23 protein-coding genes and 2 pseudogenes are annotated in these 22,998 nt (G+C 33.0%); 7 read left to right on the top strand and 18 right to left on the bottom strand.

The window, feature by feature from the left end:
• Positions 1-6 precede the first annotated feature (6 nt).
• The 4 genes from BOW55_RS10840 (at position 7) to BOW55_RS10825 (ending at position 3,969) form a co-directional block, all read left to right on the top strand.
• Entirely contained in the window at positions 7-1,485 is a 1,479-nt protein-coding gene (locus BOW55_RS10840; RefSeq protein ID WP_241686535.1) for a carboxypeptidase regulatory-like domain-containing protein, read from the top strand.
• A gap of 151 nt (positions 1,486-1,636) precedes the next feature.
• The gene (locus BOW55_RS10835; RefSeq protein ID WP_129024135.1) at positions 1,637-2,815 is read left to right on the top strand and encodes an AIR synthase related protein; all 1,179 of its coding nucleotides are present in this window, start codon (positions 1,637-1,639) and stop codon (positions 2,813-2,815) included.
• Between the two features lie 99 nt (positions 2,816-2,914).
• Positions 2,915-3,271, top strand: coding sequence for a hypothetical protein (locus BOW55_RS10830; RefSeq protein ID WP_089055166.1), 357 nt, complete (start codon positions 2,915-2,917; stop codon positions 3,269-3,271).
• 92 nt (positions 3,272-3,363) lie between these two features.
• The gene (locus tag BOW55_RS10825; RefSeq protein ID WP_129024134.1) at positions 3,364-3,969 is read left to right on the top strand and encodes a GNAT family N-acetyltransferase; all 606 of its coding nucleotides are present in this window, start codon (positions 3,364-3,366) and stop codon (positions 3,967-3,969) included.
• 141 nt (positions 3,970-4,110) lie between these two features.
• On the opposite strand, the gene BOW55_RS10820 is transcribed toward BOW55_RS10825, so the two are convergent.
• Entirely contained in the window at positions 4,111-4,383 is a 273-nt protein-coding gene (locus BOW55_RS10820; RefSeq protein ID WP_129024133.1) for a hypothetical protein, read from the bottom strand.
• Positions 4,340-4,570 (bottom strand): hypothetical protein, encoded by a 231-nt coding sequence (locus BOW55_RS10815; protein WP_129024132.1) that lies wholly within the window; start codon positions 4,568-4,570, stop codon positions 4,340-4,342. Before BOW55_RS10815 ends, BOW55_RS10820 begins: the two co-directional genes overlap by 44 nt.
• A 176-nt stretch (positions 4,571-4,746) precedes the next feature.
• On the opposite strand from BOW55_RS10815, the gene BOW55_RS10810 reads away from it, so the two are divergent.
• Together BOW55_RS10810 and BOW55_RS10805 are read left to right on the top strand one after the other, a co-directional pair.
• Entirely contained in the window at positions 4,747-7,074 is a 2,328-nt protein-coding gene (locus BOW55_RS10810; protein ID WP_129024131.1) for a GH92 family glycosyl hydrolase, read from the top strand.
• A gap of 199 nt (positions 7,075-7,273) precedes the next feature.
• Positions 7,274-7,717 (top strand): hypothetical protein, encoded by a 444-nt coding sequence (locus BOW55_RS10805; RefSeq protein ID WP_089056530.1) that lies wholly within the window; start codon positions 7,274-7,276, stop codon positions 7,715-7,717.
• A gap of 148 nt (positions 7,718-7,865) precedes the next feature.
• Here BOW55_RS10805 and BOW55_RS10800 read toward each other — a convergent pair.
• From BOW55_RS10800 to BOW55_RS10730, 15 genes and pseudogenes are all read right to left on the bottom strand, one after another.
• Positions 7,866-9,721, bottom strand: a pseudogene (locus tag BOW55_RS10800) (peptidase M61).
• A 97-nt stretch (positions 9,722-9,818) separates the two neighbouring features.
• A complete protein-coding gene (locus BOW55_RS10795; protein WP_089055159.1) occupies positions 9,819-10,097 on the bottom strand; it encodes a DUF2805 domain-containing protein in 279 nt (92 codons plus the stop codon).
• 112 nt (positions 10,098-10,209) lie between these two features.
• Positions 10,210-11,046 carry a sterol desaturase family protein gene (locus BOW55_RS10790; RefSeq protein ID WP_129024129.1) on the bottom strand — a complete coding sequence of 279 codons (837 nt, stop codon included), beginning with the start codon at positions 11,044-11,046 and terminating at the stop codon, positions 10,210-10,212.
• Positions 11,047-11,154: 108 nt separating this feature from the next.
• Positions 11,155-11,397: a GlsB/YeaQ/YmgE family stress response membrane protein gene (locus BOW55_RS10785; protein ID WP_089055158.1), complete on the bottom strand. Its 243-nt coding sequence runs from the start codon at positions 11,395-11,397 to the stop codon at positions 11,155-11,157.
• Between the two features lie 32 nt (positions 11,398-11,429).
• Positions 11,430-12,137, bottom strand: coding sequence for an aquaporin Z (gene aqpZ / locus BOW55_RS10780; protein WP_129024128.1), 708 nt, complete (start codon positions 12,135-12,137; stop codon positions 11,430-11,432).
• Positions 12,138-12,167: 30 nt separating this feature from the next.
• Positions 12,168-12,527 carry a DoxX family membrane protein gene (locus BOW55_RS10775; protein ID WP_129024127.1) on the bottom strand — a complete coding sequence of 120 codons (360 nt, stop codon included), beginning with the start codon at positions 12,525-12,527 and terminating at the stop codon, positions 12,168-12,170.
• An 86-nt stretch (positions 12,528-12,613) separates the two neighbouring features.
• Positions 12,614-13,511, bottom strand: a pseudogene (locus tag BOW55_RS10770) (EamA family transporter).
• Between the two features lie 228 nt (positions 13,512-13,739).
• A complete protein-coding gene (locus BOW55_RS10765) occupies positions 13,740-14,894 on the bottom strand; it encodes a peptidylprolyl isomerase (protein ID WP_129024126.1) in 1,155 nt (384 codons plus the stop codon).
• Between the two features lie 45 nt (positions 14,895-14,939).
• A complete protein-coding gene (locus BOW55_RS10760; protein ID WP_129024125.1) occupies positions 14,940-16,013 on the bottom strand; it encodes a peptidylprolyl isomerase in 1,074 nt (357 codons plus the stop codon).
• A gap of 15 nt (positions 16,014-16,028) precedes the next feature.
• Complete coding sequence (gene gldI / locus BOW55_RS10755) at positions 16,029-16,676, bottom strand: gliding motility-associated peptidyl-prolyl isomerase GldI (protein WP_129024124.1); 648 nt, start codon at positions 16,674-16,676, stop codon at positions 16,029-16,031.
• 6 nt (positions 16,677-16,682) lie between these two features.
• A complete protein-coding gene (locus BOW55_RS10750) occupies positions 16,683-17,687 on the bottom strand; it encodes a bifunctional oligoribonuclease/PAP phosphatase NrnA (RefSeq protein ID WP_129024123.1) in 1,005 nt (334 codons plus the stop codon).
• Positions 17,688-17,818: 131 nt separating this feature from the next.
• Complete coding sequence (locus BOW55_RS10745) at positions 17,819-19,054, bottom strand: voltage-gated chloride channel family protein (protein ID WP_129024122.1); 1,236 nt, start codon at positions 19,052-19,054, stop codon at positions 17,819-17,821.
• 158 nt (positions 19,055-19,212) lie between these two features.
• Positions 19,213-19,596: a RidA family protein gene (locus BOW55_RS10740; protein WP_099719842.1), complete on the bottom strand. Its 384-nt coding sequence runs from the start codon at positions 19,594-19,596 to the stop codon at positions 19,213-19,215.
• A gap of 358 nt (positions 19,597-19,954) precedes the next feature.
• Positions 19,955-20,260: a chaperone modulator CbpM gene (locus BOW55_RS10735; protein ID WP_129024121.1), complete on the bottom strand. Its 306-nt coding sequence runs from the start codon at positions 20,258-20,260 to the stop codon at positions 19,955-19,957.
• Positions 20,253-21,176 (bottom strand): DnaJ C-terminal domain-containing protein, encoded by a 924-nt coding sequence (locus BOW55_RS10730; protein ID WP_129024120.1) that lies wholly within the window; start codon positions 21,174-21,176, stop codon positions 20,253-20,255. Before BOW55_RS10730 ends, BOW55_RS10735 begins: the two co-directional genes overlap by 8 nt.
• A 354-nt stretch (positions 21,177-21,530) precedes the next feature.
• Between BOW55_RS10730 and BOW55_RS10725 the strand changes: the two genes are divergently transcribed.
• Positions 21,531-22,241, top strand: a complete 711-nt coding sequence (locus tag BOW55_RS10725) for a hypothetical protein (protein WP_129024119.1) — start codon at positions 21,531-21,533, stop codon at positions 22,239-22,241.
• A 141-nt stretch (positions 22,242-22,382) separates the two neighbouring features.
• Here the strand turns inward: BOW55_RS10725 and BOW55_RS10720 are convergent, their stop codons facing one another.
• The gene (locus tag BOW55_RS10720; RefSeq protein ID WP_129024118.1) at positions 22,383-22,910 is read right to left on the bottom strand and encodes a hypothetical protein; all 528 of its coding nucleotides are present in this window, start codon (positions 22,908-22,910) and stop codon (positions 22,383-22,385) included.
• Between the last annotated feature and the right edge of the window lie 88 nt (positions 22,911-22,998).

Genomic DNA, 22,998 nt, shown 5'->3' with positions numbered 1-22,998 from the left:
TCTCAAATGAAAATAGGATTAAAAATTTTGGCGTGCTTTATTCTTTTGATGTCTTGTAGTGAAGAACAAGTTGACGACACAGGAACAGCAGTAGTAAAAGGAAGAGTTGTTGATATTCGAACCTACGAAGGAATCGCAAATGCCCGTGTTTTATCGAGCCCAACAACAAGCACTGTATTCTCAGATAAAGATGGTTACTTTATTATGGAAAAAGTACCAGTAGGAAAATATTCTTTTCAAGCGCAGAAAGATGGATTTATTGCCAGATTTCAACCCGCTACAGTTGAAAAAGATGTTCCGGTAGAAATTATTTTTGAGTTAGAAGTATCTACAGCAAATAATAAACCACCTGAAATTCCTACGCTTACAGCTCCTTTGGATAATGCTACTTCTCAGGCTTTAAGTTTAGACTTGACTTGGACTTCGACAGATCCGGAAAAAGATCCAATGACGTTTCAAGTTACCGTTAAAAACGGAACGACTGATGAAGTTAAAACTTATTCTGATCTTAAGGCTACAACTTTAAAAATTACAGGTTTAGATTATAGTACAAAATACTATTGGCAAGTATCGGCAAATGACGGAATCAATAAACCTACAAATAGTGCAATAACTTCTTTTACAACATTAGCATTTCCAAATCCGAGATATTTGTATGTTAAAAAAGTAAAAAATAATAATGTCATTTATACTGCAGATGAAGCTGGAAATGAGCTTCAGTTATCGCCATCATCAGTTAATAGTTACAGGCCGAGAAAAAATTTGAGTATCAATAGAATTGCTTACATAAGTTCTGACGGTTCATTAAATCAAATTTTTACCATGAATCCTGATGGTACAGATGTCAAAAAAGTGACCAACTTTATTCCAATCGCTGGATTTAATATGGATCATGTTAATTATTGCTGGAGTACAAACGGTAGACAGATAATTTATCCTAATTTTGATCAGCTCCTTCGTATAGACTCAGATGGTTCAGGTTTAGTCCAGATATTTAAAACCCCTAATGGTAAGTTTATATCAGAGTGCGAATGGAGTCAGGACGGCAGTCAGATTGTACTAAAAGTAAATGACGCCTCAGGTTATAATGTCGAAATATATGCTATAAATATGGCTGGAGATGTCTTGTATCAAATACTTTCTGGAGAAAAAGGTGCTGCGAGCGGTCTTGGTATTACGATAGATAATAGTAAAGTAGTTTATACCAAAGATGTTTCTGGTTTCGAAAATTCGACCTACAGACGATTAGATTCTAGAATATTTATTTACACAGTAGCAACAAATACTTCGGCTGAATTAGACACTCAAAAAGAGAATGGTTTTAATGATTTAGACGTTAAATTCTCGCCAAACGAAGCAAAAGTCATCTTTGTTAATACGTCGAATGATGGATTATCTGCTAAAAACATTCAAACAGCAAGTATATCTGATAGTTCAACAAGGACAACTCTATTCCAAAACGCAGCAATGCCAGATTGGAAATAAACTTAAAAGACCAATTTTTTCAAAATAGTTAATCAGGGGAAATCGGCAGAAATTAGTTTCTGCCGATTTTTTTGTGAATCATATAATCGAATAAGTCAAAGAATTAAAAAAAGGGATTATCTTTGCACCACATCAACACAAACTAATTTTCATGAGTTCAGATTCTAGCAAAAGATATGCACAAAGAGGTGTTTCGGCATCAAAAGAAGACGTACATAACGCTATAAAAAATATTGACAAAGGCTTGTTTCCGCAGGCATTTTGTAAAATTGTACCAGATTACTTAACGCAAGATTCAGAGCATTGCTTGATTATGCATGCAGATGGAGCAGGTACAAAATCATCTTTGGCATATATGTACTGGAAAGAAACTGGAGATATTTCAGTTTGGAAAGGCATTGCGCAAGATGCTTTAATCATGAATATTGACGATTTATTATGTGTAGGAGCTACAGATAATATTTTGCTTTCCTCTACAATTGGAAGAAACAAAAACTTAATTCCTGCTGAAGTTATTTCGGCAATTATAAACGGAACAGAAGAATTAATTAACGAATTAAAATCATTTGGAGTAACTATTCACTCAACAGGCGGTGAAACTGCAGATGTTGGCGATGTTGTGCGTACAATAATTGTAGATTCAACTGTTACAGCTCGTATGAAACGCAGCGATGTTGTAGATAATGCTAATATTAAGGCTGGTGACGTAATTGTTGGTTTGGCTTCTTTTGGTCAGGCAACTTACGAAAAAGGATATAACGGCGGAATGGGAAGCAACGGTTTAACTTCTGCACGTCATGATGTTTTCGGGAAATATTTGGCTAAAAAATATCCAGAAAGTTACGATGCAGCAGTTCCAGAAGAATTAATTTATTCAGGTCAGGTTAGTTTAACTGATGATGTTGAAAACAGCCCAATAAATGCTGGTCAATTAGTGCTTTCGCCAACGAGAACGTATGCACCAATTATCAAGAAAATTTTAGACACTTATACACCAAACGATATTCACGGAATGGTGCATTGCAGCGGAGGCGCACAAACTAAAATTTTACATTTCGTAAAAGATTTACACATTATAAAAGACAATTTATTTCCAGTTCCGCCATTGTTCAAGTTAATTCAAGAACAGTCAAAAACAGATTGGAAAGAAATGTATCAAGTTTTCAACTGCGGTCACCGTATGGAAATTTATGTTCCTGAGAATATTGCACAAGATATTATTGCCATTTCGAAATCATTTAATGTTGATGCACAAATCGTAGGTAGAGTAGAAGCAGCTGATGCTAAAAAACTAACAATTACCAGCGAATACGGAACATTCGAATATTAAAATAATTCACCATATAAGTGGTATAAGTTCATTTTAGTTACTTTTCAAGCGATTTTAATATGAACTTATATCACTTATATGTTTTAAAAACATTTCATTATGTACGAACTGCTTTTTTGGAGATATTTAGACGAAATTTACCTAAACCATCATGAAGTTTACGAAGCTCTTGTTGAAAAAGAAGGAGTTATCGGCCTGGAGAAACTTCCTGTTGAGGTAATTATAAATCGCATTAATTCTGTCTTTTCAAAATGGGAAAGAATTGATGAAAATAGCTGGAAAAATAATGCAGGAAAAGGTGCTTTTCAAGTTATTACAACTCCGCAAAGTGTCAAAATAGATTGTTATGGCACCGAAGGAAAAACTATGAATCAATTGGTCGATTTGATGCTGGAATTTAAATGTCCGCTTTACGATCCTCAAGTTCCGGAGCGTTATGATGAAATGAGTGAATAAATTTTTTAGTTCAATAAGTTTATGAATTTCGTCGTGATAAAAGTTTTGCTAAAAACCCGAAGATTTTACAAAGAATAACCAAAAAGCAAACTATGACTGTTTCCAATTTTTCTTTTTCAGATACTTTAATTTTAGAAGATGAGGTTGTTTTATTACGATCACTTCAAGAATCAGATGTCGAAAATTTATTAGAAATATCACTTAATGAACCTGAAACATGGAAATATTCGTTAATTGGTGCCGATGGTAAAGAAAATTTGATCAAATACATTCAGTCCGCTGTAAAAGCAAGAGAAAATCAAAAAGAATTCCCTTTTTTAGTTTTCGATAAAAAAGCTAAAAAATACGCAGGTTCAACACGTTTTTACGATATTAATCTCGAATATAAAACCCTGCAATTAGGGTACACTTGGTATGGTTCTGCTTTTAGAGGAACAGGACTTAATAAACACTGCAAGTTTTTACTGCTTCAATTTGCTTTTGAAACTTTAGGAATGGAGCGCGTAGAATTTCGCGCAGACAATAATAACGAAAGAAGTGTTGCCGCAATGAAAAGTATTGGCTGTAAAGTCGAAGGCGTTTTGCGCAGTCATATGCCAACAGCAAACAGCGATGTTCGTCGTGATTCTATTGTTTTGAGTATTTTAAGAAACGAATGGTTTGATGAGGTAAAAGAAAACTTAAAACAAAAACTTTAATAAAAGAGCCAAAGGCTCGAACCATATTGTAGGGCTGGACTTCAGTCCAGTCTAAACAAAAACAAGAGATAGTATAAAGCTAGATTTTAATCCAGCAAAGATTTATTCTATATTGTTTCTAAGTCGCTTTTTAGCAATTGCTTATTTTGGAATTGCAGTTTTGGAACTTAATAAATCATACAATTTTTTGTTGTCATTTGATAATGTAGACCAACTCTGTATGGACGAATATTTGCATGAAATACTTGTACTACAATAACTAATCTCAATTGTTATATTTTCACCTGCGCCACAAGTCAGTTGTGTAGTGGCAATAGCTGGATCCTTTATGATTTGATGTGTATATTTTGCTAAGCTGTCAAGTTCTTTATTAGTGAAATTTAATTTGTTTTGAACTTTTTTTCTCTTTTCCATCCTTTTGCTTAATCCATTCTTCTGAATAGGCATCATCATAAGTTACATAAATAATTTTCTTTTTTGATTCAAAAATGATAGTACAGTAATCTTTTACTTTTATATCTGTATTCTCTTTTTTGTGAGAACAAGATTGAGATGTAATGAATACTATAATTGCTGAAACTAATAAGATATATTTTTTCATGAAATGTAATCTTTTTATATTTCAAAGATATTTAAAACCTTTTTAGAAGACTATATTTTATGTTTTTTTAAAAACATATTTAGTTGTAATTTTCTAAACTAAAAACAAAGGCAAATTGTTTTAGTAATTACCTGATATGTTTTAGATAAAAATAGAATGATTAAAAAATTCACCCAATGAATAGAATAAAGTGCAAAAGTCTTCTTTTCGGATTTTCATTTTTGCTGCTTGCTACCATTTCAAATGCACAGAAAAAAACAGTGGAAAAAAGAAACTTAATTCAATATGTCGATCCAATGATAGGAACCGCAAAAATGGGACATACTTACCCAGGTGCTACAGTGCCTTTTGGAAGCGTACAATTAAGCCCGGAAACCGATACGATTGCTTACAGTTTAAATGGGAAATATAATGGTGAAGTTTATAAATACTGTGCCGGCTATCAGTATGAAGACAAAACGATTGTAGGCTTTAGTCATACTCATTTCAGCGGAACTGGGCATTCAGATTTAGGTGATTTTTTAATTATGCCTACAACGGGAAAATTACAATTAAATCCAGGTGTTGCATCAAAACCGTTATCGGGCTATAGATCGGCATTTTCTCATTCGACAGAAAAAGCAGAGCCGGCTTATTACAGTGTTTTTCTAGAAGATCATAAAATAAAAGCAGAACTTACGGCAACAACTCGCGTTGGAATGCACCAATACACATTTCCAAAATCTGATGATGCACATGTAATTCTGGATTTAACTTCTGGAATTTACAATTATGATAAAAAGAATGTCTGGACTTTTGTTCGTATAGAAAATGATACGTTAATAACAGGATACCGTCAGACAAATGGATGGGCGAGAACCAGAACGGTTTATTTTGCAATGTCTTTCAATAAACCAATTAAAAGTTACGGACAGGCAGCACAAGAAAAAAGTGTGTACAGAGGTTTTTGGGGAAGATTTGATCAAACGAAAAACTTCCCAGAAATGGCAGGTCAGAACCTAAAATTGTTTTTTGATTTTGATACGAATGAAGGCGAAAAAATCAAAATTAAAATGGCTTTATCCCCTGTTAGTTCGGCTGGCGCATTAGAAAATATGAAAAAAGAAACACCTGATTGGGATTTTGAAAAAGTAAAAAGACAAAGTCAGGAAGTTTGGAATAAAGAATTGAATAAAGTTCAGATTGAAACCATTCAAAAAGAAGATTTAGTTAATTTTTACACCGCAATGTATCATGCATTTTTAGGCCCGACCGAATACATGGATTTAGACGGAAATTACAAAGGTTTAGATATGAATGTTCATAAAGCCGAAAACTTTACCAATTATACCAGTTATTCACTTTGGGATACGTATCGTGCTTTACATCCTTTATTTAATATTGTTCAGCCAAAAAGAAATGCAGATATGGTAAGTTCAATGCTGGCACATTCAGATCAAAGCGTTCATAAAATGCTTCCAATCTGGTCACATTATGCAAACGAAAACTGGTGCATGATTGGATACCATTCTGTTTCAGTTGTAGCAGATGCGATTGTAAAAGGAAATATTAGTTTTGATGCCGAAAAAGCGCTTCAGGCTTGTGTAAATACTGCAAAAGTGCCGTATTATGATGGATTAGAATTTTACATGAATAAAGGATATGTTCCAGAAGACAAAAACGGTGCTTCGGTTTCTAAAACTTTAGAATATGCTTATGATGACTGGGCAATTGCACAAGCTGCAAAGAAATTGGGTAAAACAGAAATTTACAATGAATTTATCAATAGATCGAAAAATTATAAAAACGTCTATGATGAAAAAACAGGTTTTATGCGTCCGAAATTAAACGATGGAACTTTTAAGAAAGAGTTTGATCCGCTTGACACGCATGGTCAAGGTTTTATTGAAGGAAATTCTTGGAATTACAGCTTGTACGTTCCGCAAGATCCTGCTGATATGATTAAATTAATGGGCGGAAATGAGAAGTTTAAAGTTCGTTTAGATTCGTTATTCAACATGCATCTTCCGGACAAATATTTTGAGAATACAGAAGACATTACAAGAGAAGGAATAATTGGGAATTATGTTCACGGAAATGAGCCTTCGCATCACGTTGTGTACTTGTACAATTGGACAGATTCTCCATGGAAAGCTCAAGATAAAATTAGAATGATCTTGAAAAAAATGTACAGAAATGGTGCTGATGGTTTAGGAGGAAATGATGATTTCGGACAAATGAGTGCTTGGTATATTTTTAGCAGTTTAGGATTTTATCCCGTTGCTCCCGGTTCTGATGAATATGCATTAGGAAGTCCGTTGCTGAAAAATGCTGTTTTAAATTTAGAAAACGGAAAAACTTTCGAAGTAGAAACCGTAAACCAATCTGATAAAAATGTATTTGTGAGTAAAGTTCTGCTGAATGGAAAACAATTAGAAAAACCATTTTTAAAACATGCTGATGTTATGAATGGCGGGAAAATAACATTTTATATGAGCAGTAAACCGAATAAGAAACAATATTAAAATTAGTTTTATGTTTGTCACCCTGAGCGTAGTCGAAGAGCTTTTATAACGAAAATGGGCTTCGACTTCGCTCAGCCTGACAAAAGTTTGTAAATGAGCCAAACGGTGTAATATTAAAATTCGTGAAAATTTGCGTAATTCGTGGCTAAACAACAAAAAAGTTCACGAAATTTGCATTTCAAATATTAGAAAAATCATTATGAAAATAAATTTAAAATCAGGAATTGATAAACTGCTTTTCGGGATGAAGCAGAACGATGTAACAGCTGTTTTAGGAAAACCTGATAAAAACTATAACGACGAAGATGATAATGTGATTTTTGTATATAATGCATACAAAATGAGATTAACATTTTATCAAGAAGAAGACTTGAAATTAGGTTATATAGTGGCTTCTAGTAATGATTTAGAAGTTTTTGGCTTCAAGTTAATCGGAAGAAAAATTGCTGATGTAAAGAAAGATTTTGCAGCAAAAGGAATAACAAAATATACCCAAGAAACTTTTGATACGTTTGAGAATTATTTCAACGAAGACAATTGGTTTATTCTGCAAACAGAATTTGATGAAGTAGTGAAATTTGAAATTGGAGCAATCATCAATGATAAGGATGAATTTGCTTGGAAATTTCCAGTGAAGAAATAAACTCTTTTTTGTCAGGCTGAGCGAAGTCGAAGCCCAACTCAGTGCTAATTTAACTTGCAATGGCTTCGACTTCGCTCAGCCTGACAAACTACAGCATAAAAAAAACCGCAATCACTTGTCGGTTTTTTTGTTTTCAGTCAAAAGGAAATTAACCTTTCAGCCAAGCATTTTTAAGTTTTCTTTTGAAGCGTCAGTAGCTTTAAAAGTTTCAGATTCTTCGTAAGGCAGTTTTACTGTTCCTTTTATCGTTTCTTCTTTACCGCCGCGTTTAATTTTTAAAGTAATAGGATCGTTTTCTTTCCAGTTCTCACTTTCAGTTATTAGATCGTAGATATTATCTAGAGAGTAAGGTTTGTTGTTTACCGAAAGAATAATATCACCGCCTTTTAGATTTAAATTTTTAAAGAATTCGTTAGTTCCAACATCAGAACGAACTGCGATTTCTTTAGTCTTTTTATCTACACTAATGTATGGAGTTTGTCCTTTAATAAAAACTGGCGCCGCTTTTTTCTCAACGGCTTTAGTTACACCAACTTTTGCTAAATAAAAATCATAAGGAATAGGAGTAGTTCCTGCTACATATTTGTTTAAAAATTCGCCTACTTCAGGATAAGTTAACTGCGTGATTTTTGCAAATAGCTCATTATCATTAAATGGTTTGTCAACGCCATATTCACTAGATAATTTATGCATTAAATCAAGGATTCCTCTTTCTCCATTGCTTTTTTCTCTAATAATAATGTCAATACACATACCAATTAAAGCTCCTTTTTGGTACACATTTAAGTATTGATCTTTGTAAGGCTGTTCTAAAACATTGGCACTCATTTTAGTAAAAGACATAGTATCATCTAAACTTTTAGACTGCTCAATTTTGTCTGCAATACGAGTGTAGAACTCACCTTCGTTAATTAAACCTTGATTGATTTGAAAAAGGTTGGCAAAATATTCTGTAACACCTTCGTACATCCATAAATGTTCAGACATTTTAGGTGCATTATAATCAAAATACTGGATTTCTTTTGAGTGAATAGTTAATGGCGTTACGATATGAAAAAACTCATGAGAAACGACATCTTTCATTGATTCTACCAGTTTTTCTTTTGGCATTGATTCTGGCAGTACAACAGTTGTTACAGTTGGGTGCTCTAAAGCTCCAAAACCGTGTGCATCATCTTTTGCTAAGGTTGATAAATACAATAAAACAGTATATTTTTTATTTGCATTTACTTTTCCTAAAAAGTTTTTTTGCGCCGTCATCATTGTTTTCATTTCCGGCGTGATGCTTTCGGCAGTAAATTTTCCAGTTGGCGAGTAAACAGCAATTAAAATATCCATACCATTTACATTAAACTCAGTATAATCTGGTTTAGAATACATAATAGGATTTTCGACTAAAACAGCATAACGTGGAGTTGTAAAAACATCGCTTGTTTTGCTTGGATCCTGATCTGTCATAGAAGTTGCTCCCCAAAGTGTTTCAGGATGTGTAATAGTAACTTTATAAGGAATCTCTAATTTGTCTTGAAAATACCCTACAAAGCCATGTGTATTTACTAAGAAATTAACTCCTGCATTGATGTTAGTACCTGCGGGCGAGAAAATATCATCATTGCCAAAACCAGTTCCTTTTTCAGTATCGAAAGTGTCATTAACTAAATACGTGATTTTTTTTAACGCTTTTGCATTCGAAATAGACCATGAATTATCGTCGATTCTTTTTACAGTTAAAGCATTTCCTTTTGCATCAAAAGCTTTGAAATCTTCTGAATTTTTTCCGTAGTTATCAGTTGAATAAGTTCCTGGAACCGTTTTCGGAATGCTGTAAACAATCTCGTCTGTCTTGATTTGAGGAGGAGTTACCGTTACTAAAACTTTGTCGTCTTTTACATCTACAAGATTGATGTTAACATCTACAACATTGCTTTTTCCTGCTGAAGTACTTCCAGTTTTACAGCTCCAAAGCGTTACAGCAAGAGCTAAAGTGTAAAGTATTTTTTTCATTTGTTTAAGTTTAGTTATTCGTATTTGACTAAAAAAAGTAAAATTGTTACAATAAAGCAAAAAATAAAAAAAACTCCTGACACTCAGGAGTTTTAATTTAGTCGAATTTGTTTTTTATATAATATTTACCATCTAAATCTTCATCAAAATCATCAATTTTAACGGGTTTCGGTTTTGGTTTATTGGCAATGGCTTTCTTTTTCCACATCTCAAATTTTTCAAGAGGCATTTTCTTCTTCATGATTTCAAGAACTTCTTTTTCTGCCAACCCAAATTCTTTTTTTATGACTTCAAATGGATTTTTTTCTTCTAAGGCTAATGAAACAAGCTTCTCGGTTTGTTCCCAATTCAATTCTTTGCGGTTACTCTTTTTCATCTCGTGAAAATTAATTCAAAAATAGAGGTTAATGATTAATAGATTGATTTTCATTTTATGTATCAATATTAATAAAAAAAATAATTAGTTGGTTCGATCAAGTATGTTTTTTTTACTGTTTTTTTTCGGAATTAAAGGATCGCAATTTTTGAAACGGAATTTTTAATAAATTTCTTAATTGATTGTTTTCTTCAGGCAGCATATGTGTGTCGACTCCGTAAATTAACTCTTCTTTTGGTAAAGTGGTAAAAGTTCCAAATAGTCGATCCCAAACAGAGAAAATATTGCCATAATTGCTATCTGTGTAAGGCAGTACATAATGATGGTGTACTTTGTGCATATTTGGAGAAACTAAAAAGTAACTTAAGAAAACATCTAATTTGTTTGGCAGCGAAATGTTGGCATGATTAAATTGAGTTGCAATTACAGATAATGTTTGGTATAGAAAAACCATCCACATAGGACTGCCAACTACAAGAACGCCAAGAGTAGTAAATACAAATCGAATTATACTTTCTCCCGGATGATGTCTGTTTGCAGTTGTTGTATCGATCCAAGTGTCTGTGTGATGTATAATGTGAAAGCGCCACAGAAACTTTATTTTATGTTCAATAAAATGCACTAAATAAGCACCTATTAAATCTAATAAAAGCAGTCCGATAATGGTATACAGCCAAATAGGAATTTCGGGCAGCCATTGTAGAATGCCAAAATGATTTTCGGTTGTCCAGCTTGCAGTTTTTATTAGAATAAAAGCCAGTACAAAATTGACGATTATAGTGGTAAATGTTAGAAAGAAGTTGATTCCTGCATGCTGCCATTTATGGTATTTCATTTGAAAGAGAGGAAAAGTATTCTCTATTATCCAAAAAAAAGTAATGCCTCCCACTAAAATTAAACTGCGATGTGATGATGGAATGGTGCTGAAATAAGAAATAATTTCGTTCATAACAAATTGGTTTAAATAGATTTGAAATGTTCTTTCTTTAAAAAAAAGAGGAAACCAAATACTTGAATATCTGATTTCCTCTTAGAATGTTTTTTAGCTGTACTATTTTTAAGCTTTTTTTATCAAGCTGATTATGAAAAGTAATACCCAAGCTCCTCCTACGGCAACAATAATCTGCCATAAAAGTCCGCCGCCGCCAATTCCGAGTTTGCCGGCAATCCAGCCGCCAACAAAACCGCCGATAATTCCAACGATAATATTACCAAATAATCCAAAACCTGCACCTTTCCAAATCTGACCCGCAAGCCAGCCTGAAATAGCTCCTATAAGTAAGAAATATAAAAATTCCATAGTTTTAAAGTTTAATAGTTATACAAGTTAAATTATGCAGCGTCGTGGTTTTGCAGCAATGATTTATAAATAAATCCAGCTACAATGGCACCTAAAATAGGGGCAACCCAAAATAACCAAACTTGTGAAAGAGGTTCTCCGCCAACAAAAATAGCTTGCGATAATGATCTCGCAGGATTTACCGATGTATTTGTAATAGGAATACTGATTAAGTGAATAAGAGTTAAAGCCAAACCAATTGCGATACCGGCAAATCTTCCGTTTGCAAACTTATCTGTTGCACCTAAAATTACTAACAAGAAGAATAATGTTAGAACGAACTCAGCTATAAAAGCAGATTGCAGTGAATATCCATCAGGAGAGAATGCTCCATATCCGTTTGATGCAAAAGCACCTGCTTGTGTATTGTTAATTGCGTTTCCTGCTTTACCCGTCCAAATAATAAATAATGTTCCAGCAGCAGCAAGTGCACCAATACATTGCGAAATGATATAAGGTAAAAGGTCTTTTGCAGGAAATCTTCCTCCAGCCCATAATCCAAACGATACGGCTGGATTAAAATGTCCTCCTGAAATATGCCCTACGGCATACGCCATTGTTAATACGGTTAAACCAAAAGCTAAAGCAACGCCCGCAAATCCAATTCCTAGATTTGGAATTCCTGCTGCAAAAAGTGCACTTCCGCAACCTCCAAAAACCAGCCAATAAGTTCCAAAAAATTCAGCAAATAATTTTTTCATAATTAAATAATTTTAGATTAATAGATTTGATTAATATTGGGTGTATTGATATGCCCAAAAAACCAAGACGATCTGTAAGGGCAAACGTACAAATAAAATCCATTTTGGTAAACCAAAACTCGCTTTTTTATTTTGATACATATACAAATTGGCAGGAAAAATTGCAATTAATAATGCAATAATTCCCCAAGCTGCAATATGTGTCGAAAAAGAAAGTGTTAGAAGAATGCCTAATAGTATTTCGGCAGCTCCACTTAAAATATTTATTACTTTGGGGTTTTTGAATACAGGAGGTATAATTTTAATATACATTCCAGGATTTCTAAAATGATTTAGTCCTGCAAGTATATAAAGAATCGCCATCAAATATAAATGCCAAGGTAAATTCATGATAGATAGTAGTTTATCACGAATTTATAAAAAAATTAACAATTATAACATTACAAGCTGCTTTTTTTTAATGGTATATTAAAAGCTTATTTACTGCGTTTAAAATTTACATTCATAATAATGATCGCCAGAATAATTAAAATAATTCCAATCCATTGAGAAAAAATCACTTTTTCATTCAATAAAACATAAGCCATCATTACAGAAACGGGTAATTCTAATGCCGAAACAATACTGCCTAATCCAATTCCGGTTAACGGAAAACCTAAGTTCAATAACATAGGAGGGATGATAGTGCCAAACAAAGCTAGAATGATTCCCCACTTAAAGAAAATATCAAGATTAAAAGAACCAGTCTGCGTAAAAAAAGCAAAGGAGAATATAATTACAGCACCGCCCAAAAGCATATATAAGCTACGCTGAGCCGATGAAATTTCTGTAGCGACACGATTAGCAGTAAACATTGTTGTAGTAAAAGATGCAGCAGCTAACACACCCCAAACAATTCCGCGCCAATCTAGTGCAATATCATTATTGATGATATTAGTGGCTAAAACCGTTCCAACAAGGACAATTAAAACGGCAATAACTTTTTGTTTTGAAGGCAGTTTTTTTTCTAGAATCATTTCAAGTAAAACACCCATCCAAACAGTTTGCATCAATAACACGATACCTATAGAAACTGGTATATATTTTACTGCCAGATAATAAAATAAACTTGTCATTCCTAACGATGTTCCCGCAAGCATTAAACTGAATATGTTTTTTTGATGAAGCTTTTACAACGGTTCCTTTGTTTTTTGCTTTTTGAAAAGCATTTATAAGCAAGATACCAAGTATACCAAGTATAAATTGAGAAGTTGTAACTTCGGCTGTTGTATATCCTTCAGTGTAAGCCATTTTTACGAAAGTAGCTAACATTCCGTAAGTTGTAGCTCCTAAAGCAACTAAAAATACTCCTTTTAATACATTGTTTTGTAACATCTTTATGATTTGTTTTGAAAAAATTAAGCGGGCAAAGGTAAGGTATTTTGTTTAGGAATTAATAGAAAATATACGCAAACGTTATCATTGTGCGTGTTTTGGTTTTTTATTTTAGTATTATTTTAGGGATTCTTCAGAAGAATATTTTTGGCAGAAATAAAAAAAGTTCCCAAAGATTTGAACTTTTGGGAACTTTAATTGTTATTTCAAAAAAGGAATTTGAAAGTATTATTTTGTTGGTTGATTTTGATAGGTTTCAATTTCAAAAATCAAAGTTGCATTTGGCGGAATTACGCCTCCAGCTCCTTTTTCGCCATAAGCTAAGTTTGAAGGAAGGAAGAAAATTGCTTTTTCTCCATCTGTCATCATGTCTAGAGCTTCAATAAAACCAGGAATCATACCATCTTTTTTACCAACTGTAAAAGGAAAAGCCTTGTATCCGCCTTGAGCATCTCTATTTGCGTCGTATTTGCCATAAGCTTTTGCTACATTGCTCATGCTGCTGTCAAAAAGACTTCCGTCTTCAAAATAACCTGCATAATGAAAGTAAATTGAAGAACCTTCAGCACCTTTTACGCCAGTTCCTTTTTGTGTAATTACATATTTTAAGTTAGAAGCTGTTGTAGTTGCTTTAGCTTTTGTTGCTGCAAAGTAAGCAGCCTTATCTTTAATTACTTTTTGACTTTCGGCTTTTTTAGCTTCTTGTTTTTTTGCATCATCTGTAAGGACTTTTACCGCATCAAATTTTTTAGCAGCAACACCTTTACGAGTAATAGTAATTTTTGTCATTATATCGTCTTGAACAATCTTATTTACATTATCCATTCCAGATACAACATGTCCAAAAATAGTGTGTTTACCATTAAGCCATGGAGTTTCTTTATGCGTAATAAAAAACTGGCTGCCATTTGTTGCAGGTCCAGAATTAGCCATTGCAAGAACTCCTCCTTTTTCGAATTTTAATTCTTCGACAAATTCATCTTTAAATGAATATCCAGGGCCTCCAGAACCATTTCCGTCAGGATCTCCTCCTTGAATCATAAAATCATTAATAACTCTATGAAATTTTAAACCATCGTAAAATGGTTTTCCTTTAAGTCTCTCTACTTTTACATTAGGATTTTTTCCTTCTGCAAGAGAAATAAAATTAGCCACTGTTACAGGAGTTTTTACATATTCTAACGATAGAACGATGTCTCCTTTTGTTGTAGAAATAGTAGCAAATATTCCCTCATCCGGGTTTGGTTTAGCAACAGGTTTAGCTGTAGGTTTTGCAGTCGTTACTGCTGGCTTAGCAGCAGGTTTTGCGGCTGGTTTTTTAGTGGTTTGCGCTTGAATATTTACAACCGCTAAACAAAATAAAAATAAAAGTTTAAACTTCATTGCATTTTAAATTTAAGTCAAGAAATATAATTACAAGTTTTATAATTATGGTTTTTCTAATAATTGAACTTCAAAAATAATATTTGCATTTGGTGGTATAACACCGCCGGCTCCAGTTTCTCCGTATGCTAAATGTGCAGGAATAAAAAGAACTGCTTTATCTCCAAATGATAGCTGCTCGATACCTTCGATAAAACCTGGGATCATACCGTCTTTACGACCTGCTTGAAAAGGAATTGGCTGATAACCTTTTGCTTCAGCTCTTGCTGCATCAAATTTTCCAAAAGCTTTGTTTACATCTTCAATACTTGAATCAAACAAAGTTCCATCTTCTAAGAAACCAGCATAGTGAATGTATATTTGAGCGCCAGTAGCTGGTTTTTTACCTGTACCTTTTTCAGTGATTATGAATTCTAAACCAGAGTGGGTTTTTGTTGCTTTTGGTTTTAAAGAAGCGTAATAATCTACTTTTTCTTTTTGCACTCCCGCAAACTTACTTTTCTCTTTTGAAGCTTCTGCAAAATAATCATGAAGTACTTTTTCTGCATCAAATTTTTTGGCAGCTTCTCCGTTTCTAACAATAGTAACAGAAACAATACTATCACCTTGTACCACTTTGTTTACTACTTCTTGACCTTTGTCGACAACGTGACCAAAAATAGTATGTTTTCCGTCTAACCAAGGAGTTTCAGTATGAGTAATAAAGAACTGACTGCTGTTTGTGCCAGGACCATTATTTGCCATTGCTAAAACACCAGCTTTGTCAAATCTCAAATCTGAAATTTCATCTTTAAATCTATAACCTGCATCTCCAGAACCAGTTCCTTCAGGATCTCCAGTTTGAATCATGAAATTTTCTATAACTCTATGAAATTTTAAACCATCATAAAAATGTTTCTTTTTCAAGTAATCTTTGGTAACAAACTCATTTTTGCCTTCGGCTAAGGTTACAAAGTTAGCTACTGTAACAGGTGCTTTTTTATAATCTAATTCAACAATTATATGTCCTTTGTTCGTTTCAATATCGGCATATAAACCATCAGGCAGGCTGCTGTTTTCATTTTTACAAGAGTAAAACGAAGCAGCGGTTAGTAATAATACTAAAATACTTTTTTTCATTTTTAAAATGTTTTTTTATGGGTTTATTGTATCTTTTTTTGGTGTCGCTGCCGGAGCTGCTGTTGTACTTTTTACAGTTTGTTTTGGAGCTGCCGCAGTTTTTGAAGCTGCTGCTGGATCAGGAACAAAATTACGAAGCGTAACAGTACAGATTAAAGGTTGGTTTGTTCCTATTTTTTTATTATCGCCATGATAGCCGTAAGCAATATGTGATGGAAATAAAAAGGTAACAGTTTCATTTTTTTTCATGTACTTGATTCCGTCACGTAATCCCATCATAATATCCTGTTTGTCTACATAATACGTCTGAGGGCCAAGATCAGCTTCTGAGTAGATGATTTTGCCATTAATGTCTTTTACTTCTAAATTAAAATAGGCAATATCTCCTTTTTTTGGTGTAGCTGTATCCGTATTGTTTTTTTCATCATAAGAAAACCAATATCCTTTTCTAGTAGCATAGTACTTTACTTTTGGATTTGTTTTGATGATCTTTTTGATAACATCTTCTTCATTTGCAACCAGTTTTTTGTTTCTGTCGGCTGACTTTTTCATAAAAGTACCCGAAGCTCTTGAAATTGGTTTTCGAGCTTCTTCGTGATGTTTACAGCTTGCCAGTAAAACAGTAAAAAGCAGTGTGTAAATACTAATTTTTAAGTAGTTCATACGGGGTTATATTTTTAGTTTACTTACCAAATTTTCAAACTTTTTAAGCGTTTCTTCCATTGTAGCTTCAGATCTTCCGCCAGCTGCGTTGCTGTGGCCTCCGCCGTTAAAATGGTCGCGTGCAAATTGGTTAACATCAAAACCTCCTTGTGAACGGAATGAAATTTTGATGATTTTTTCGTCTTTATTTTCTATAAAAATAGCTGTAAAAACAATACCTTTTATACTTAATCCGTAATTTACAATTCCTTCAGTATCACCCTTTACATAATTAAACGAATCTAATTCGTCCTGTGTAAGTGATGTGTATGATGTTTGATGCTCTTCTAGAACTTTCATGTTTTGAAGTGCACGTCCTAATAATTGCAGACGACTGTACGAGCTATTATCAAATAATAAAACTGGAATTTGAGTGTTCTCTACACCTAAATCAATTAATTCTGCAATAATTCGATGCGTGTTTCCTGTTGTTCCCGGAAAACGGAATGAACCAGAATCTGTCAAAATTCCTGTATAAATGCAAGTTGCGATAGTTTTATCAATATCTTCTTTTTTGTTTAAAAAGGAAATAAAGTTATAAACCATTTCGCAAGTAGATCCGTACGAAGTGTCAGAATAAGTATAAGCTGCATAATCATCAGGTTTTTGATGATGATCAATCATAATGAAAGGTGCAGTTAATCGAGCCAAAGTGTGCTCCATTTCGCCTACACGATGCAGAGCATTGAAATCAAGTGTGAAAATTAACTCGGCTTCTTCTAATATTTTGGTACAGTTTTCAGTATCTTTTTCAAAGATTTTAACGGTTTCTGAGCCTGGCAGCCAAGCTAAAAAATCAGGAAAATCATTAGGCGCAATTACAGTTGGCTGATGGTTATTTTTGAGTAAAAAATGATATAAACCTAATGTAGATCCCATAGCATCGCCATCTGGACCTCTATGCGGAATTATTACGATTTTCTTTGGAGCGGCAAGCAACAATTGTATTGCTTGAATATCTTGTATTTTCATAGTGTGCGAATTTACATTTTTTTAATGTAATGTTGAAATCATTTTATAGATTAACACACTTTTATCAGTTGTTAGTTTTTGATCCTATTTTTTATTGCAAATGATTATTGAAAACGTTGATAAAGAGTAAATTAAAGCCATTTTTGGTACAGCTTATATTTAGCCCCCTTAACAATCTGTGATTTGTAAATACCAATTGAACCTGAAGAAAAGTAAGCAATTGTACAGCCAAGTGCGATAAATATTCCGGGTTGAATGCCAAATAATTCCATTCCCATAATGGTGCAGGCGATAGGAGTATGGGTTGCTCCTGAAAAGACAGACACAAATCCTATTCCTGCTAAAAGAGCGATAGGCATCGGGATAATTAAAGATAAGGCACTGCCTAAAGTGGCTCCTACAAAAAATAATGGAGTTACTTCGCCGCCTTTAAAACCAGCTCCTAAAGTGAATCCTGTGAATAAAATTTTAAGCAAAAAATCATACCATTGACTTGGGTTTGAAAATGATTCAACGATAACAGGAACACCAAGTCCAGAGAATTTAGTAAAACCAAATCCTGCAATTGCAATGGCTAAAATTGTTCCTCCAATAACAGGACGAAGCGGAGGATATTTGATGTTTTTTGAAAAAAGCGAACTCCAAAAATGGGTGCTTCTTGAAAAAAGTAAAGCCGCAAAACCTGAAAGAAGACCAATTAGTAAAGTGTAAAAGAGGTTCAAAATACTTAATTCTGGTATTACAGGAATGCTGTAATGGGTATGTTTTATTTCCCAAAATTCTACCGTAAAATAAGCGGCATATGCTACTAGAAATGATAATAGGATGCTTTTGAAATTGATTTTACTGAAGTATAAAACTTCTAACGCAAAAATGGCACCCGCCAAAGGTGTTCCAAAAACAGAAGCAAAACCTGCACTGATACCCAGAATTATTAGAATTTTGCGTTCAGAATTGTCTAATTTGAAAATTCTGGTGAATTGGTCAGCGATAGCGCCGCCCATTTGTACAGCAGTTCCTTCACGACCCGCTGAACCTCCAAATAAATGTGTAATTAAGGTTCCTAAAAGTACTAAAGGAGCCATTTTAAGCGGAATTACTTTTTTGGGTTTTTCATATTCTTCAAGCAATAAATTATTGCCTTTTACAACAGATTCTCCCCAATAATAATAACTTAACCCAACTAATAAACCGCCAAATGGTAAAAGGAAGATAATCCAATCGTGCTGTATTCTAAACTGCGTAACCCATTCTAAAGAAACAAGAAAAAATGCAGAAGCAGATCCTGAAAGTATACCTATTAAAGCACAGATAAGAATCCATTTAGGAATATCAAGTAGTAGTTGTTTTGGGTTTTGAAAAGCCATCCAAAGATTAAAAATATTTTAGCCACGAATTTCACGAATTTTCACGAATTAATGTTTTTTTTATTGAAGAAAACAAAAGAAATCTTTTAAAATTTTTTAATCAGTGATAAAACAAAAAAAATAATTAGTGGTAATTCGTGAAATTAGCGGCAAAAAAACTATTGAACAACAGCTGTAAATTCAATTTCAACTAAATATTCAGGAGCAACTAATTTACTTATTTCATAAAAACCTGTAGTTGGTTTTACATCTTTAAAGAAAGCAGAATGTGCTCTGGCTACATCTTCAAAAGTAGAAATATTGGTAGTGAAAATTCGTGTTCTAATAACGTCTTTCATTCCAACATTCAAATCTTCTAAAACCTTTTCTACACGTTCAAGAATGTTATAAGTTTGAGCATAAGCATCGTCTGCTTTAACATTTTCGCCGTCAACAATTGCAACAGTGCCAGAAACTTCAATGATATTGCCAATTCTTACAGCGCGGCAATATCCCATTTTGTCTTCCCACGGTGATCCTGTTAAGATATTTTCTCTTTTCATTTTGTGTGTTTTTTTGAATTGTTCTTTACGTTTTTAAAAACAAATTCAGGTTAATTAATGTGCTGCAATTTATAAAATATGCTTGGTAAAAAGAGTCGTAATTGTTTGAAATCCCTTTGGTAATTATTGTTTTTTGTGATATTTTAAAAGGATAATTTATCTGTTGGATGTAATTTCTAAAAACTTGTTTAAACATATAGATTTTATATTTCGAAAAGAATACAAAAAGAAGCATATTTCTCTCACACAGCTGTGCTATGTGTATTTTAAATAAGTGAAACGCCTTTTTTTGATAAACTATAGTCTATGTTTCTAATTGTTGAATTAATTACGTGCAAAGGGCTATAATTCTTGAATTTTATGATATTTGATGCTCTTCATAAATTCTAAGTTTATTTTGTGTGCTGGTAAGATGCTGCTGCAAAATTTCAATTTTGTTAAGTAAATGGTAAATAGCATCAATTCCTTCAAAATTAATTTTTAGGTCATAATGCATACGAATCATTTTTTCTATGGCAGGCAGTTGTTCAGGCTGTAAATATTCTTCGTTTTCTTCGACAACAATTTCGACTAAGCCATAATTATGCAGCTCTTTTATAAAAGTATTTTCAATTTCGTTATACAAACAAAACTGTTTTATTAAGATTAAGCTTTTGTTATTCATGATTTCTTAGTTTAGCTAATTCTGCAAATAATTCTTTTTCTTTTTCAGATAATTTAGTTGGTAATTTTAAAGTATACGTTATATATAAATCACCAAACTGATTGTCTTTTTTGTAAACAGGAAATCCTTTTCCTTTTAGTTTTACTTTGGTTCCCGGTTGAGTTTCGGGTGCTACTTTTATTTTTACTTTTCCATCAAAAGTATTCACATAAATTTCTCCGCCTAAAATTGCCGTGTACAAATCCAGATCAACATCGGCATATAAATTATTGCCTTCACGTTTAAAGTCAGAGCTGTTATTAATTATAAAAGTAATGTACAAATCGCCGTTAGGCCCGCCGTTTGCTCCGGGCGCTCCATGATTTGGAATTTTTATAATCTGTCCGTTTTCAACACCAGCCGGAATCGTAATTCGGATATTTTTACCGTTTACATTTAAGTTTTGTTTGTGAGTGGTATAAGCAGATGCTAAATCAAGCTGTAATTCTGCATTAAAATCCTGTCCACGATATTTTGCTTGAGCTCTTGAACCTCTTCCAGAACCGCCATACATAGAATTAAAGAAATCGGAAAAATCACTCTCAGAAAAATTACCTCCGCCAAAATCAGTATAACTTTGATTTCCGCCTTGCTGTTGTCTCGAATATTGCTGCTGATTTGGGTCATAGCCTGCCTTTTCAAATTCATCGGCATGTTTCCAGTCTTTTCCATACTTATCGTATTTTTTACGATTTTCGGGATTGCTTAAAACCTCATTTGCTTCATTTATCTCTTTGAATTTTTGTTCCGCTTCTTTATCATTCGGATTTAAATCGGGATGATATTTTCGTGCCAGTTTTCGATATGCCTTTTTGATATCGGCATCAGTAGCAGATTTGGTAATGCCTAATATTTTATAATAATCGATATAATCCATTTTTTAGAATTTTATAATATTAAAAGAATTAGCCGCTTGGTTTTATTTTGGAAGAAGTTATTTTTTTGAAATTTTAGAATAACTTTTTAAAGTTTTGAAGTTAGTAATAAGTTGTTTACTATCAAAGAAATAATGTTAGTTTTTATTTGTAAAATGTAGGATTAATTTTGGTTATGAAAGTTTTGTCAGATATTTGTTAGAGATTTTTGGCAGGTTTTTTGCTTCCAAAAATTAGCCTAATATATTGTTATAATAGTCTTAAAGTTGTCGCACCAAACTTATTTATATTATTTTTGTGATGCTTGACTTACGATTTTATAAAAATTTTAAAGCCGATTCGATAACACCTTTTCAATGAAGCATCTTTTATTTTTCATATTATTTTTTACAGCTCTAACAGTTTCAGCGCAGACTGAATTTGGAGGCAAGATGAAGCCAATTCCGGCACCTAAGTTTGGCGCAAAGAAAAAAGAACCAATTCCGCAAGTCAAAAATCCGCAGGCAGAAACTGCAGATGTACCTAGTATAAAAGCACCAAATATTTTTGAAAATAAAAGTATAACGCCAACATCTCAATTCCAGATCGGACAAGAAAAGAGCAAGTTCACAATGTCTACAGAAACAGATTTTGCCAATCCAGGGGATCAATATGTGGCAAAAATGGAAAAAGATATAAACAAAGCTTTAAAAGATGCTGGTTTAAGAGAAGGTCGAGGAACGCTGGTGAAGAAAAATATTTCCTTAGGAGATTTTAGAACCAAGTCACAGTATTTTATTGTAAAATTCCGTGATTTTGGTGCTATTGACGGCGATTTAGTAAAAGTTTCTTCTAATGATAAAGTAATTAGAGATCAGATATTTTTAGATTCTAATTTTAAAGATGTAAAAATTGATCTGGTAAACGGTTTCAATAAATTAGATTTTGAAGCTCTAAATATTGGTTCTCTAGGAGGAAATACTGCCGAAATTAGAGTATATGACGATAAAGGTGAATTAGTAACCAATGATTATTGGGATAATCTGGCTGCCGGTTTTAAGGCTTCGATTATTGTTACAAAAGAGTAATTTTTTTAAGATACTAAGGTGCTAAGGTTCTGAGATACTAAGAAAAAAGTAGTATTTTAGAACCTTAGCAGCTTAAAACTGAAATTAAAAAGCCAAGAAAAAACTCAGAACCTTAGAATCTTAGCACCTTAGTATCTTAGACTAAAACGGATCTGCCGTAACTCTAAACTTCATTTCGGCTTTTATAGTAACATCTTTTGTAAGTGTTTCTTTTAGGGTAACCTTAGTTCTGATTTTATATTTATCTGCCTTGATGTATTGATCTAATTTTTTATCAGTGCAAATTAAATCAATCGTGTTTGTTGTTGCATTTATATTATCCTGATACGCTAATTCTATTTCATCAGAATCTGTTGTTGAAATGTATAAGTGAACAGATTTTAGAAAAGTAAAAGTTTTGTCTGAAGGATCAGCAATAGCTAATTTTAAAGATCGAAGTTTTACATCTTTTACTAAACTTGCCTTTGTTTTATTGTTCTCAAATTCTGCTGATGAATTTGTGGTTACCTCTGGAGTAATTATTTCTGATGGCAGATTGATTGGCGATGTGCTATTAATTTTAATAGAAGTTTCATTTGATATATTAAAACTTAGTAAGTCATCAACAGCATCGCAAGACGTTAATGCTACTGCTAATAAAAGGGCGATTGCAATAAATTTTGATTTCATATTTAAAATTAGTTTGGGTTTTTCGGTAGATACGAAATATTTTGGTTTTTGGATTTTTTGTTTTTAGGTTCAAAGATGCAAAGGTTCA

The sequence above is a fragment of the Flavobacterium sp. YO12 genome, from assembly GCF_004119495.1.
Lineage (GTDB): Bacteria > Bacteroidota > Bacteroidia > Flavobacteriales > Flavobacteriaceae > Flavobacterium.
This window is presented reverse-complemented; position numbering and strand designations above follow the sequence as displayed.

Excerpts from the sequence above, each read along its gene's own strand:
- BOW55_RS10775 (WP_129024127.1), bottom strand. The coding sequence starts at position 12,527 with ATGAATTTACCTTGGCATTTATATTTGATGGCGATTCTTTATATACTT.
- BOW55_RS10740 (WP_099719842.1), bottom strand. The coding sequence starts at position 19,596 with ATGAAAAGAGAAAATATCTTAACAGGATCACCGTGGGAAGACAAAATG.
- BOW55_RS10825 (WP_129024134.1), top strand. The coding sequence starts at position 3,364 with ATGACTGTTTCCAATTTTTCTTTTTCAGATACTTTAATTTTAGAAGAT.
- BOW55_RS10760 (WP_129024125.1), bottom strand. The coding sequence starts at position 16,013 with ATGAAAAAAAGTATTTTAGTATTATTACTAACCGCTGCTTCGTTTTAC.
- BOW55_RS10820 (WP_129024133.1), bottom strand. The coding sequence starts at position 4,383 with ATGGAAAAGAGAAAAAAAGTTCAAAACAAATTAAATTTCACTAATAAA.
- BOW55_RS10725 (WP_129024119.1), top strand. The coding sequence starts at position 21,531 with ATGAAGCATCTTTTATTTTTCATATTATTTTTTACAGCTCTAACAGTT.
- BOW55_RS10785 (WP_089055158.1), bottom strand. The coding sequence starts at position 11,397 with ATGGAATTTTTATATTTCTTACTTATAGGAGCTATTTCAGGCTGGCTT.
- BOW55_RS10830 (WP_089055166.1), top strand. The coding sequence starts at position 2,915 with ATGTACGAACTGCTTTTTTGGAGATATTTAGACGAAATTTACCTAAAC.
- BOW55_RS10840 (WP_241686535.1), top strand. The coding sequence starts at position 7 with ATGAAAATAGGATTAAAAATTTTGGCGTGCTTTATTCTTTTGATGTCT.
- BOW55_RS10765 (WP_129024126.1), bottom strand. The coding sequence starts at position 14,894 with ATGAAGTTTAAACTTTTATTTTTATTTTGTTTAGCGGTTGTAAATATT.
- BOW55_RS10805 (WP_089056530.1), top strand. The coding sequence starts at position 7,274 with ATGAAAATAAATTTAAAATCAGGAATTGATAAACTGCTTTTCGGGATG.
- BOW55_RS10790 (WP_129024129.1), bottom strand. The coding sequence starts at position 11,046 with ATGAACGAAATTATTTCTTATTTCAGCACCATTCCATCATCACATCGC.
- BOW55_RS10720 (WP_129024118.1), bottom strand. The coding sequence starts at position 22,910 with ATGAAATCAAAATTTATTGCAATCGCCCTTTTATTAGCAGTAGCATTA.
- BOW55_RS10815 (WP_129024132.1), bottom strand. The coding sequence starts at position 4,570 with ATGAAAAAATATATCTTATTAGTTTCAGCAATTATAGTATTCATTACA.
- BOW55_RS10735 (WP_129024121.1), bottom strand. The coding sequence starts at position 20,260 with ATGAATAACAAAAGCTTAATCTTAATAAAACAGTTTTGTTTGTATAAC.
- BOW55_RS10810 (WP_129024131.1), top strand. The coding sequence starts at position 4,747 with ATGAATAGAATAAAGTGCAAAAGTCTTCTTTTCGGATTTTCATTTTTG.
- BOW55_RS10835 (WP_129024135.1), top strand. The coding sequence starts at position 1,637 with ATGAGTTCAGATTCTAGCAAAAGATATGCACAAAGAGGTGTTTCGGCA.
- aqpZ (WP_129024128.1), bottom strand. The coding sequence starts at position 12,137 with ATGAAAAAATTATTTGCTGAATTTTTTGGAACTTATTGGCTGGTTTTT.
- BOW55_RS10750 (WP_129024123.1), bottom strand. The coding sequence starts at position 17,687 with ATGAAAATACAAGATATTCAAGCAATACAATTGTTGCTTGCCGCTCCA.
- BOW55_RS10745 (WP_129024122.1), bottom strand. The coding sequence starts at position 19,054 with ATGGCTTTTCAAAACCCAAAACAACTACTACTTGATATTCCTAAATGG.
- BOW55_RS10795 (WP_089055159.1), bottom strand. The coding sequence starts at position 10,097 with ATGAAAAAGAGTAACCGCAAAGAATTGAATTGGGAACAAACCGAGAAG.
- BOW55_RS10730 (WP_129024120.1), bottom strand. The coding sequence starts at position 21,176 with ATGGATTATATCGATTATTATAAAATATTAGGCATTACCAAATCTGCT.
- gldI (WP_129024124.1), bottom strand. The coding sequence starts at position 16,676 with ATGAACTACTTAAAAATTAGTATTTACACACTGCTTTTTACTGTTTTA.